14 protein-coding genes are annotated in these 12317 nt (G+C 68.3%); 9 read left to right on the top strand and 5 right to left on the bottom strand.

What is annotated here, in order from left to right; all coding sequences use genetic code 11:
- Positions 1–103 precede the first annotated feature (103 nt).
- Positions 104–733, bottom strand: coding sequence for a response regulator (locus ABD899_RS18190; protein WP_345208686.1), 630 nt, complete (start codon positions 731–733; stop codon positions 104–106).
- Positions 730–2430 carry a sensor histidine kinase gene (locus ABD899_RS18185; protein ID WP_345208684.1) on the bottom strand — a complete coding sequence of 567 codons (1701 nt, stop codon included), beginning with the start codon at positions 2428–2430 and terminating at the stop codon, positions 730–732. Before ABD899_RS18185 ends, ABD899_RS18190 begins: the two co-directional genes overlap by 4 nt.
- Before the next feature lie 163 nt (positions 2431–2593).
- Between ABD899_RS18185 and ABD899_RS18180 the strand changes: the two genes are divergently transcribed.
- From ABD899_RS18180 to ABD899_RS18160, 5 genes are all read left to right on the top strand, one after another.
- Entirely contained in the window at positions 2594–3073 is a 480-nt protein-coding gene (locus tag ABD899_RS18180; protein ID WP_345208682.1) for a hypothetical protein, read from the top strand.
- Positions 3074–3338: 265 nt separating this feature from the next.
- Positions 3339–3704 (top strand): SpoIIAA family protein, encoded by a 366-nt coding sequence (locus ABD899_RS18175; protein WP_345208680.1) that lies wholly within the window; start codon positions 3339–3341, stop codon positions 3702–3704.
- Positions 3705–4039: 335 nt separating this feature from the next.
- The gene (locus tag ABD899_RS18170) at positions 4040–4375 is read left to right on the top strand and encodes an ArsR/SmtB family transcription factor (RefSeq protein ID WP_345208678.1); all 336 of its coding nucleotides are present in this window, start codon (positions 4040–4042) and stop codon (positions 4373–4375) included.
- 5 nt (positions 4376–4380) lie between these two features.
- Entirely contained in the window at positions 4381–4866 is a 486-nt protein-coding gene (locus ABD899_RS18165) for an SRPBCC family protein (RefSeq protein WP_345208676.1), read from the top strand.
- A 708-nt stretch (positions 4867–5574) separates the two neighbouring features.
- Positions 5575–5757: a hypothetical protein gene (locus ABD899_RS18160; protein WP_345208674.1), complete on the top strand. Its 183-nt coding sequence runs from the start codon at positions 5575–5577 to the stop codon at positions 5755–5757.
- Positions 5758–6128: 371 nt separating this feature from the next.
- Here the strand turns inward: ABD899_RS18160 and ABD899_RS18155 are convergent, their stop codons facing one another.
- The 3 genes from ABD899_RS18155 to ABD899_RS18145 form a co-directional block, all read right to left on the bottom strand.
- Positions 6129–7703, bottom strand: a complete 1575-nt coding sequence (locus ABD899_RS18155; RefSeq protein WP_345208672.1) for a M28 family peptidase — start codon at positions 7701–7703, stop codon at positions 6129–6131.
- Positions 7704–8121: 418 nt separating this feature from the next.
- A complete protein-coding gene (locus ABD899_RS18150; RefSeq protein ID WP_345208670.1) occupies positions 8122–8286 on the bottom strand; it encodes a hypothetical protein in 165 nt (54 codons plus the stop codon).
- 711 nt (positions 8287–8997) lie between these two features.
- On the bottom strand, positions 8998–9567 hold the full coding sequence (locus ABD899_RS18145) for a hypothetical protein (RefSeq protein ID WP_345208668.1): 570 nt from the start codon (positions 9565–9567) through the stop codon (positions 8998–9000).
- 349 nt (positions 9568–9916) lie between these two features.
- On the opposite strand from ABD899_RS18145, the gene ABD899_RS18140 reads away from it, so the two are divergent.
- From ABD899_RS18140 to ABD899_RS18125, 4 genes are all read left to right on the top strand, one after another.
- Positions 9917–10600 (top strand): SRPBCC family protein, encoded by a 684-nt coding sequence (locus ABD899_RS18140; protein WP_345208666.1) that lies wholly within the window; start codon positions 9917–9919, stop codon positions 10598–10600.
- Positions 10597–11262 carry an HAD hydrolase-like protein gene (locus tag ABD899_RS18135; RefSeq protein WP_345208664.1) on the top strand — a complete coding sequence of 222 codons (666 nt, stop codon included), beginning with the start codon at positions 10597–10599 and terminating at the stop codon, positions 11260–11262. The genes ABD899_RS18140 and ABD899_RS18135 overlap by 4 nt, the downstream gene beginning before the upstream one ends.
- Positions 11263–11467: 205 nt before the next feature.
- Positions 11468–11716, top strand: a complete 249-nt coding sequence (locus tag ABD899_RS18130) for a hypothetical protein (RefSeq protein ID WP_345208662.1) — start codon at positions 11468–11470, stop codon at positions 11714–11716.
- Positions 11717–11847: 131 nt separating this feature from the next.
- Positions 11848–12153, top strand: coding sequence for a hypothetical protein (locus ABD899_RS18125; RefSeq protein ID WP_345208661.1), 306 nt, complete (start codon positions 11848–11850; stop codon positions 12151–12153).
- Positions 12154–12317 lie beyond the last annotated feature (164 nt).

The raw sequence follows: 12317 nt of genomic DNA, 5'->3' as shown, positions 1-12317 counted from the left end.
CCTGACCCACACGCCCAACCGAAGGATCAACCTCGTACACCACCCCAGCGGACTTGACCGTCGAACGTCAGCGATTCGAGTTCCTATCGCGTGCCCGTTCGTTTCAAGAGTGGCCCAGGCCGCCGGCCCTGCCGAGCGCGATCGCTTCTTCGCGCGTTGCGACTCCGAGTTTGGCGAGCATCTCCGAGATTCGGTTCCGGACCGTCTTAGGTGCAAGGAACAAGCGCGCCGCGACTTGTGAGGTGGGTAGGCCTTGGGCGAGGAGCGAGAGGATCTCGCGGTCCCGTGTGTCGAGCTGGCCGAGTGCGTCGGTGCGTGGTGCGAGGGCCGCTGCGGCAGTAACCGCGCCAGAGGCGCCCCGACCGAGGACGAGGGCACCCCGCGCGGCGGTGTGGATGGCTGCCAAGATGTCCTTGGGGTCGCTGTCCTTGAGCAGGTAGCCGTCGAGCCCGGCAGCCAGGCTGCGGATCACCGCTTGGTCGTCGGCGTGCATAGTGAGCAGGAGCACGCACAGGTGAGGCCGGCTGCGTTTCAACGTGGCACCGAGCTCGATGCCGTCGCCGTCGGGCAGTTCCAGGTCGATCACTGCCACGTCTGGCTCGGTGGTGGTGGCGATGGCCTCGGCCGCGGTGCGTGCCGCGGCGACCAGCTCGAGTGCGTCGTCGGACTCGATCAGAGCGGTCAGCCCCGACAGCACGATCGGGTGGTCGTCGATGATCATCACCCGGGTCATGCCGGTTCCTTCGTCGGCAGCTCCACATGAAGCAGGGCTCCACCTGCATCGCAGGGTTCGACAGCCAGGGATCCGCCCATCTGCTCGGCTCGCTGTCGCAGTGAGGTCAACCCGACGCCGGGGGCGATCGGACCGCCGATCCCGTCGTCACGCACGTTGACCGTGACGTGGCCGGCGGCATTGGCCATCACCTGAACCGTGACACGACTGGCGCCGCCGTGGCGCAAGGCGTTGGTGACGCCTTCGGCCACGCAGCGATAGACCGCGACGGTGACCTCGGGCGGCAGCGGTTCAGGGGCCGTCACGTGCAGCACCACCTGATGCCCGTTGCCGTCGAAGGTTGCGACCAGCCGCTGCAAGGCGGAGACCAGGTCTGCGTCGTGCAGTGCCGACGGGGTGAGCCCGGAGACGATCCGGCGCAGATCTGCTCTGGCCTCAGCCAGCTGAGGAGCCAGAGAGGCCAACACTGGGCTGGGGCTGCGGCGCAGCTCGGCCTGGACCCGCATGCTCATCCCGGCCAGCACCGGACCGAGTCCGTCATGCAAGTCGCGCAGGATGCGAGCCCGTTCGGCGTCCCTCTCCCGGGCCAGGCCTTGGCGTGCCTGCTCGGCTTCGACCGCGAGACCCACCGCACGGCAGACCAGCGCGAGGGTCGGGAGCAGCTGCGCGATCGTGCGTGCCTGACGCGGTTCGGGGCCTTCCGGGTTCTCGGATCCGACCAGCAGCGTACCGACCCGCTCCCCGGCAACCAGCAGGGGACGCTCGACCCAGAAGGGCGGCACGTCAGGGCTGTCCCCGCCCAGCACGAGCCTCACGCCGGGACGCCCGGCGCACGCGGCCACCATCTCGGCGGCCTTGTCCAGGAGCACCCGGGGATCCTGCAGCGGACGCAGGTCCGCCGTGATCGAGGCGACGTCGGCGGGAGTCAGGGTTCCGGTGCCATACCGGTGCGCGAGCCAGAACCGCCGCCACCGGGCCGCGGTCGGCCAGGCCAGGGCGGTGGCCAACACGGCGGCGACGACCGCGGCCAGATCCGGACTGGGGATACCAGCGCGGATGCCGGCCAGCCGGATCGCCACCCCCACCGTCGCACCTGTCGCCACGGTGAGCGCGACTGCCAGGGCATCGCGCAACGGTTCATCCACGGGCCGCAGCTCGGCCGCGACCGTCAGCCGAGCGACGACGCCAGCCAGCGACCACATGCCCAGCGTCAGGACGACGGCAGCCCCGCGCGGGACGAGCGCTTCGTCAGCCACCAAGAACGTGCCGAGCACGACCGCAGACCACACCAGCAGCCAGAACAGCCGGCGGCGCGGCACCCGGCCGCGGGCGAACCCCATCGTCGCCGCCAGCGTCACCAGCGTGGTCAGCACAACCACGACGTCCGCGACAGCCCACAGGTCCTCGACCCGGCTCCACACGCTCCCACCCGCCCGCGGCAGGGCAATCGCCACCATCGCGGTCGGGACGAGCGCGAGCCCCGCAAGGGCCCTTCCGATTCGCGGCTGCTGCCCCCGATCGAAGAGCACTGCGGCCGCAATCCCGAACGCCGGCCAGCCGGCCCCGTACAAAGCGCCGGTCGGCATCCGGGGATCGGCGAAACCCTGCAGCAAAGGCAGGGCGCCGACGCCGGTACACACGGCCGCCACGACCACGCCGACGGATACCCCCCGCACGCTGGCAACCTCGGTGCTCACACAGCCATGATGTTCCAACCAGGCGCGTTCCGGGACCCCCGCGGGACGGCTCGGGACAGCGCGGGACAGCGCGGGACGTCGACGTCCTACCCGACGGGACACCCACGACGGCACCTTGGGCATGGATCCGGACCACCCGGATCCGGCACCAAAGGAGAACACGATGACCACGACAACCACCAAAGCCACCGAGCCCCGGCTCTCCCCCCCGGTCCTGGTGGGCGGCGCGTTCGCCCTGACGACGCTACTCAGCATCGCCATCCACGTCGGCGAGATCCTCTTCACCGACCACGACCCGAACGCACCCGACGGAGCCATCGAGAGCATCCAGAGCACCGCCGTAGTGGGCGGTATCGGCCTCCTGCTCACGCTGGCGATCGCCATCCCACTCTCCCGCGACCCGCAACGCGCCAAGGTCGGCGCGTTCGTGCTCGGAGTCCTCGCCGTGCTCACCCTGCCGTTCTTCTGGTCCGGTGCACCGGCCAGCCTCGGCGCCGGCGCGGCCTGGTTGGGCGGTCTGGCCCGCGGAAGCCACCCCCAGACCGGAGCCGCCCGCGGCTTCGGCGTCGTGGGCATCGTCATTGTCGTGCTGTCCATCGTCGCGACCATCTTCGGCGGCGCCGCCGGGCAGCTCCTCGGCTGACCGGGCCGTCACACCGTCGCCCGCCATCCCGACCCCGGCAGACTCGAGCCGAAGCACGGCTGTCCCCGCAGATGCGTCCGGCTGCGATGAGAGGCATCTTCGGGGTCGCACTCCGTCCGGTCCCGCCCCCGGGCACACATTCCTCTGTGCCAGCAGCATCCCGCAGCCTTTGGCACGAACACGTCGACCCGCAGTACCGTGGCCGGGAGGGCGAGCCGAGCACGACCTTCATGCTGTCCAGGTCTCGGATGTCACAGGAGGCACCATGATCACGGTCCTAAATGGTTTGCCTACCGGGGTGGTGGGGTTCCAAGCAAACGGCAAGCTCACAGCCGAGGACTACACCGGGGTCCTCGAGCCAGCGCTGGCCGCGGCAGGCGCGGACGGCGGCAAGATCCGGGTGCTGCTCGACTTCGGCGGCGAGTTCGAGGGCATGGAGGCGGGCGCGGCGTGGCAGGACCTGCAGATGGGGGTTCGCGAGTGGAGCGCGTGGGAGCGGATCGCGTTGGTGACCGATCACGCGTGGATGCGGGACGGTCTGTCCATGTTCGCCTGGGCAGTGCCCGGCGAGGTTCGCGCTTTCCCAGGTGCGGAGCGTGACGCCGCGATCGATTGGCTCGCAGCCGACTGACCCCACGGCCACTGCCACGCGCCAGCAGACGACCCAGCTGTGCGGCATCCAGGCGGGCCGAGACCGCTCTCCAGCGGCCTCCGACGCTGGCCGGCAACTTCGACGGGTTGACGCGCCGGATCCGCCTGCCCGGACGGCGTAACGGAAGGCCCGGCGGCCACCGACCTGGATGCGCCCGTTGGCGACGTAGGGACGCCTGTACGGTCAGGCGGCGACAGCGGCTTCGACTGGGCCACTCTGCGACCCATCACCTAGAGGGCCGGGCTGGCTCCGAGAAGGTCGGGCGCCACGAGTGACCCTTGACAAGAGATACCGTTAGTTCTAACTTACGGTAAGTGACGACGAACGCAAAGATGCTTCTCACCGTGCTGGGTGACCCCACACGGCAGGCGATCCTGGACCTGCTGCTCGAGGGCCCGCAGCCGGTGGGGCAGCTCGCCGCGCTGCTGCCGGTCAGCCGGCCGGCCGTTTCCCAGCACCTCAAGGTGCTCAAGGAGGTCGGACTCGTGATGGACCACCAGGAAGGGACCCGCCGGGTCTACCGGGTGGACCCGGCCGGGCTCGCCCCGCTCCGCGCCTACCTGGAGCGGTTCTGGCAGCAGGCCATGGTCGCGTTCGCCCAGCACGCAGAGAACCAGCACGCCGATGACCAGACGGACAACAAGGAGTAGGACCGATGACTCAGCAACAGCAGACCATCAGCCCGGTGCGCGTCAGCGTCTCGGTGGGCCTGAACCAGCAGCGCTGCTTCGAGGTGTTCACCGACGAGATGATCTCGTGGTGGCCGGCGGGCCATCACATCGGTGAGACGCCGCTCAAGGAGATCATCATCGAGCCGTTCGTGGGTGGTCGTTGGTACGCCAGGCACGAGGGCGGCGAGGAGACGGACACCGGCGTGGTCACGGCGTGGGACGCACCCCGCGGCCTCACGGTCACCTGGCAGGTCGGCGCCGACTGGACCTACCACGCCGACCTCGTCACCCACCTCGACGTGTCGTTCACGCCGACGGAGGACGGGCACACCCTCGTCGAGCTCGTGCACCGCGACCTCGAGGCGTACGGCGCCGACGCGGCCGAAATGCAGAGGACCTTCGAGGGTCCCGACGCCTGGGGCGGGATGCTGCGCATCTACAAGGACGTCGCCGAGGGCGCCAGCTCCTAGGTCCCGGTCAACGCCGCAGCCATCCGGTCATGCCGCGGGCAGCGCGCACGCTCAGGCCGTCGGGCGACCGATCTGACAACACCACCGATGTGTCATCGTGCCCCGTCGAGAAGGTCGAGGTCAGCGAGGAGGGCGAGCGCACGTCCGTTCTTGTCGACCCCGGTCATCACCTGGCTGGTGCTCGCCCCCATGCCGCAGTGGAAAGCCAGACCGACGACGTGCCCGTCCAGCGATATGGAGGATGGATCGTCGACTCGCGCACCCCCGCCAGCACCGCGGACACCTCGGGCAGGTCTCGCAGCCGCTCGGTGATCGCCTCCTGGTGCGCGGTGAGGACCAGGCAACCCAACCCACGATCGACCGAGAACGAGCCGCCGTCTGCGTGCCAGCTGTCGGGACCGGGACCCGCCGCAGGGTGCCACGCCACACCCAAGACGCTCAACGTCTTCCTTTGCCGCAGATCGGCAGGGTGAACGGGCGGCTGGCGATGACGGCGACCGCGATCTGCGGGTCGTCGGCCGGAATGACGCACGTCGCGGCGCGCTTCCGGGCCCGATCCCTGGCACTGCGGACGACTGCTCCGGAGTGGGCGCCCTTGGTGTGAGCCCCCCTGCGTCCGACTCCGAACCCCACGGCACCCCACGCTGGACGGGTGAGGTCGGACCGAGGACGATATCTTCAGAACGCTCGATCGAATGGACTCCGGACATGTGGTGGCTGCTGTTGCTCGCACTGACGATCATCGTCGCCGCGGTCGTCGTGGCCTGGAGGCGAGGGCCGCAGATGCCCGGCGCGACGATTGCTGCCTCTGTGCACGACGGCGAGCACATGATCGGCGTGGAGATGTCGCGCCACAGCGACAGCGGGAGCACGGGCGGCGGCGCCCTGTAGCACTGGGCGACCCTGTTGACCGCACCGGCAGGCCGAAGCGTGTGTGAACAAAGTCCCGTCACCATGTCGCGGCGATGAGAGGCACCTCGATCAATCCGGAACTTGGCGATGATTGGATGCTCGGGCTCTCGCCGATGCTGGGCTACTCCCCCTCGGCGCGGTGGGGACCGTGACAGCCGGGGACCGTGATCAGCCGCGGATCACCTCCTTTGAGCCGTCGCAGGCGTCCCTCATGTCCTGAAGCCGCCCCAGTCGCCGTGGTCAGTCTCGCTGGGTCACGGCCTGGGACCCACGTTGCAGAAGGTCAGGGGTTCCGGGCCCGGCTGGGGGCGACCCCAGCCCGGCCACCCCCAGCTCTTGCCGGAGGGCTGCTACTCGAGAGCCCGCAAGGCGGCGCCGGCACCTTCGCCGGCGAACGTGCCTTCGGGGCCCGCGGGCTCAGGAAGCACGAACTTCGGACCGGGCACGTTCTTGCCGGGAACGCCGTTGACCGACTCGGTCGAGTACGCGAACGTCAGCATGGAGAACGCGATGACGTCGCTGTTGACGTCGAGCGCGTGCGGGTCGACGTTGTCGGTCGTGTCGCAGACCTCGTGGTAGCACGGGTCGAACTGCTCGCCCGCCGTGCCTCCCCAGATGCCCTCCTGCTCCTCGGTCTTGATCCCCTCTGCACCCGTGAAAAGCCCGCTCGACGGGATCCCGGCGAGGATGAACGCCTCGTAGTCGCTCCGACCGGAGAACTCGGTGTCGTCATACGGGATGCCGAGTGCCGTGTAGTACGACTCGTACACGTCCTCAATCGCCTCGGACCCCGAAGGGATCGGCACACCGTCAGGCGCCGGGAACGTCGACTCGTCGGCGTCGTACACCATGAAGATGTAGTTCGGCGAGCCGACCATGTCGTAGTTCATGTACAGCGCGATCCGGTCACGCTCCGCCTGCGAGAGGCCGGCGACGTAGTCGGCAGAGCCGAGAAGGCCCTGCTCCTCGCCCGCCCACCAGGCGAACCGCAGCGTGTTCTCCGGATTGAGGTTGGCCATGAGCAGCGCGGTCTCGAGCAGCGCCGCGGAGCCGGAACCGTTGTCGTTGATGCCCGGTCCCTCGATCACGCTGTCGAGGTGCGCCCCGGCCATCACGACGTTGTCCGCGTTCTTGCCCTCGAGCTCGGCGATCACGTTGTAGTCGGTGCGGGTCTCGGTGATCACCTCGACGTACGCCGTCGAGCCCGGCTGCGCGAGGGCGGAGCCGTCCGCGAAGCTGGCGCCGACGACGGGGATGCCGATCTCGGTATCGGCGCTCCCGGGCGGCGGGGTCGCGTCGCCGACGAGCAGCGCCTCGCGGTCGGGCGTGTTCCCCTGGTTGAAGATGATGACGGCGGACGCGCCGGCTGCCTCTGCGTTCAGGGCCTTGAGCGCGAAGCTGCAGCCACCCCGCTGGATGAGCGCGATGCTCCCGACAGTGAAGCCGGCGAAGTCGTTCGGCCCGGCGGGGTCCGCCACGATCGGCGACCCGACCGCCGCCTCGGTGAAGGCTCCGTCGCACCCGCTCGTGCTCGCCCGCGGCGGCGTGAGGTTGATGTCGACCGGGACGACGTTGCCCGTGACGACGCCCTCGCCACTTCCGGAGTAGACCCCGGTCTCGTAGTCCGCCTGGACCGGCGTGAGCTGGCGCAGCTCGGGGATGAAGGCGTACGTGATCTCGACCGGGTCCAGCGTCACGGTGTACCCGGCGTCCTCGAGCAGCCCGGCGACGTAGTCGACGCTGGCCTGGTACCCGGGCGTACCTGCGGCTCGGGTCGTCCCGTACTCGGGGTCGGGGTTGTTCTCCGCGATCTTCTGGAACGCCTCGAGGTGCTCGGTGACGCCCTCGCCCGTCATGCAGTCGAGCAGCTTCTGGTACGTGTTGTTGCTCCGGGTGTCGCACGCATCGACGGGTGCGGCGGACACGGCCTGTGGCGACATCGTCAGCAGGGCTGCTGTGGCGCCAACCGCAACGACGCGTAGTGCCTGTCGGTTCGCCGGACGACGACTTCCTTCCACATTGATCACTTCCTCGGGATCAGACTCGATGGGTTTGCCGGGATTTCACACCACGTCAACGGTGTCGCGCCCGGTGCCAAGGCCGCGGATCCGCGAGCGGCAACGCCGCAGCCGAACCCCTCGGAGCTGAGACGGTGCTGGTAGCAGTCTCGGCAGCGACATGTCGACCTCCCGCGCGGGCTCGCCTGTGGCGATCAGGCCAGCCTCGCACCGCCTCGCCTCCGCGTCTAGAGAGAGGTTGGCCTGCTCCGGGGGCACCCGAACCCTGTCGATGACTGAGTCAATGGCGGTTATGACGCTGGTGAGGGGTGCAGCGGCCAGAGGCCTACATGCCGTTGAAGCCGTCATTCGTGTCGATGTGCCTGGGCCGTCCGTCCTTGATGCCCGGGAGGTCAAGGCTGCGGCTGGCGCCCTGCGAGCCGCGACTGCGGTCGATCCCCTTGGCGAGGAGGACGATCGTGACGAGTGCGCTGACGATGATGATCCACATCCACATCCTGAGTCCCTTCCAGTTCCGGCGGACCGTCCGCCAGAACCTGCTTTGAAATGACTCTCAAGTTGTCCCGCATCAGACCGCATCCGTATGTACCCGTCGGCACATACACGCTGCGCAACACCGCGTTCATGGCCCTCAGCACGATGGCGACGGGACCTCCCCATGGAGATGCAGTGAACCGCCAACCACTGCGAGCAGCCAAAAGGTCTCTGCACGAGTGCAATAGCCGACGAAGTGCAGCAGGCCTGTGACCTGGAGGCTCAGCCCGCGTATCGCAAGCATCTGGTACTTGGCTCGGGGTGCAGGCCTTCATGAGGATCGCCCTGATCGCGAGTTCGACGCGATGAGCACCCCCACCCCCGGCGCTCCGCGAGCTCGGAGCCACCCGCTCAAGCCTCTCAACGTCCCAGTCCGTCGTTTCGACGACTACGTGGACGCCCCACCGAGGCAGTTGTCGAGCGAGGCATCCGGGACCGAGAACTCGACGACCACCTCCGCACCGAGAGGTCACCGAGATCATCGCCGACGTCATACCTAGACCAGCCGCATACCGTCGGCAGCCTCGACCGCCCGACACGCCTCCGACCCCATTCGACCTGCTGCTCCGATGGCGGCGACGGCGATCTCTTCGCTTACCCGGCAAGCGTAGCGAGGTCGGCTCCTTTGGCGAGGAGCCGCCCTGACGGCCACGGACGGGAGCCGGAGTCAGACCTGCGCGCCCTCTCGCTCCTCGGCGGCCGCGGTCGACACCGAGCCTCCGTACCACCGGGCCAAGGGCACGCGCGCCAGGATCACCGCGACGGCGAGCATCCACAGGGCGTTGATGCCGAAGCCGATGACCCACCCTGGCGAGACATTGGGCGCGAGCGCCGCGAGTATCGCGATCGCGACGAGGTATCCGGGGACGAGGCCCGCCCGCCACAGCGCCGCGATGGCGACCGGCAGGGCGAGCACGGAGGAGATGAACGCAGGGGCGACGATGGCGATGAAGAACGGCAGCTGATCCATCTGCTGTTCCATGGCGACCGCGGCGTCGAGGTCGCTGCTCAGCGCGACCGCCACCGAGAAGAAGTCGAGGAGCACCAGGCCCGGCAGGGTGCTCAACCCGATGACCGCGAGCAGCCCGGCCAGGTTGGCCAGCCACCCACCGCGGGCGCGCACGAGGCCGACCATCGCATAGACGACGGGTGCGACGAGCGCGAAGCCGTAGTGGATGAGGTTGGTGTGCAGACCCGAACGCGTGAGGTCCGCTGCATGGCCGGCGATGTGACGCACGCCTTGGCGGCTACGACGCATCTTGAGGGTTCGCGAGCCAGCCGATGAGCGGGCTGGCGCCAACCAGCTCCACCCGTCGAAGCTGTGAAGCCACTCTCCCGCGGTCAACGCCTGCGAGGCGTTGGGGCCTGCGGTTGTTTTGTGAACCGAGGCACACCCCGTGGTTGCGACCTTCTCGGCCGGAGGAGGATCTCTAGGCGTCATCGCCGCGACCTCTGCCTTCGAAGGTGGACCACGCACGGTCAGCCGGCGGGAGCGCCGTGAAGACAACTCAGGGTTGGCGCTCAACAGCCTCGCCTGTCGCGGGGAGGCGGACCGCCTGGCTTGTTGTCCAGAGCGAAGGAGGACCGTGAGTCGCAGCAAAGCCGTGGACGTGCTCATCGGTGGCGCACAGGTTCTGGGGGTGATGCTGGCGGCGCCAGTGCTCAGAGTTCGCTACAACCGGTGGGGCGCCACCGATGCCGAGGCTGAGGCGCCCATGCCAGGGGATGAGCTGGTGACAGCGCCCAGGCTGGGCTACACCCGGGCGATCACGGTCGCCGCGCCACCCGAGCAGGTGTGGCCTTGGTTGGTTCAGATGGGTCAGGGGCGCGGCGGGCTCTACAGCTTCGACGGCCTGGAGAACCTGGTGGGCTGCGACATCCACAGCGCCGACCGGATTCTGGCCCACTGTCAGCAGCTCGCTGTCGGGGACCTGATCCGTCTGGGTCCGTCCGGATATCCGTGCTTCCGCGTCGACCAGGTCGACTCCGTCGCGGCATTGGTGCTCGTGGGTGCCGACCCACGCCCGCCGCACTTCGCGGCCGGCCCGGATTCCTCGACCGGGATCGCGACCTGGCAGTGGCAGCTGCAGCCGACAGCCGACGGACGGGGAACGCGGCTCCTGACCCGTCAACGCCTGTCGTATCCGCCGACGAAGGGAACGAGCGTCATGTGGCATGTGGTCGAGCCGGTCGGGTTTGTCATGGAACGCCAGATGCTCCTCGGGATCAAGCAACGTGTCGAACGCAACCAGCATCGGGGTGCCTCGTGATTCGCAACCTCATCTGGGACTTCGACGGAACGCTGTTCGACACGTACCCGGCCATCGCCAACAGCTTGCGGGCCGCGGTGGGCGACCTCGCTGTTCCACCAAGTTTCGAGGAGGTCAGGGACATGGCGCTGGTCTCCATCGACGGCTGCCTCTCGACCCTGTCCATGACCTACGCACTTCCTCTGGAGGAGCTCGAGGCCGGGTTCGAGCGGCACTACGGGAACGTCACCCCCGACGACCAGCCGCCCTTCACCGGTGTTCGCGAGGTGTGCGAGCTGATCTGCGCCCGAGGCGGACTGAACCTCATCGTCACCCATCGCCGCCGCTCCGGTATGGACCGCCTCCTGGCTGCGCACGGACTGGCTGACCTGATCGCCGACACGGTGAGCTGCTACGACGACGAGTACCCACGCAAACCCGACCCGGCAGCCTTTCTCATGCTCATCAAGCGCCACCACCTTCGGTTCGACCAGACCCTGGCCGTCGGCGACCGGGAACTCGACGTCCTCGCCGCTCACGCTGCCGGCTTGCCCGCGGCATTGTTCGCCCCGACTCCCACCACCGTCACCGCCGAGGTCGTCCTGGCGGACTTCGATGCGCTGCATCAGATCGTCGCGGGCCAGCGGACGCCGAGCGCCGGGGCGTTCGACGGGCTTGGCTGAGACTCCGATGACATAGGTGATGGGAGTCCAACTGGATGAGACCCAAGGTCGTTGGACTGGCGGCAAATGACGCACCCTCTGGAAGGTGACGGGGTGGAGCGCTGCTCGGCCTGCTTCTAGTCAACAGGACGGTTCCGTCGCTAGCATCAGCCACCGACCCCGACCAGGCGGGTCCGTCTTGGTAGGGGAGATTCAAATGCGCTCCATGACCCTCAGGATGTCCACCGCAGCGGCCATCGGGACGCTGGTGCTTGTGATCGCAGGGCCGGCGGCCTCAGCGCAGGAGCCGAATGCCCGCGCGTCGTGTCTCGGCAAGGTCTTCCAGGCCCAGGCGGTCGCAGCACCACAGACGGTGTCCGACCGCATCCACGTCATCAGGGAGTTCTTCCTTGAGGGCAGCCCGTTTGGGCAAGCCCTGAAGCCACTCGCTCAGAACAGCACCTGCCCTGAATGAGATCCGAGGACCGGGTGCTTGCCCACTAGGGCACGGCTGGGCAGGCCGCGGTTCGCGATCGATGCGCTCGGGTCTGCCAGCGGGTTGGAAGAGTGTCGCGGACCCGGATCGACCAGTAGAGAGGAGCCAGGGTGGCTGTCATCGTGGATTTCGTGGTGCCGGGAGCAACGCCGGAACAGATGTACCAGGTCGAGGCACTGACCCAGGAACGCGGCAAAGCAGTAGGACGGCCTCCTTTCACGGGCTGCATGTTCATTGCAGCGACCGCGATCGCGAGCGGCTTCCGTTTCGTGTCTGCCTGGCGAGGTGAGGCCGACTTTCGGGCCGTTCTCGAAGACATGCTTGGTCCGGACTTGGCCAGCGTGGGCCTGAGCGCGGCCGACATTCAAACCTCGTCCGTGTTCAGTATGGCGATTCCGGGCGCCTTGAGCGGCTAACCGTCGCCACGACCGCTCATGCCGCTGCAAAGGGGAGGTGGACTGGCGGCGCAGTGACGCATCGGCACGGCATGTCTACGCGCTGTGCCGTCCAGCGCGGAGGGTCAAGTCCGCTGGGGTGGTGTACGAGGTTGATCCTTCGGTTGGGCGTGTGGGTCAGGCCG

This window comes from Fodinibacter luteus, assembly GCF_039541575.1.
Taxonomy (GTDB): domain Bacteria; phylum Actinomycetota; class Actinomycetes; order Actinomycetales; family Dermatophilaceae; genus Fodinibacter; species Fodinibacter luteus.
This window is presented reverse-complemented; position numbering and strand designations above follow the sequence as displayed.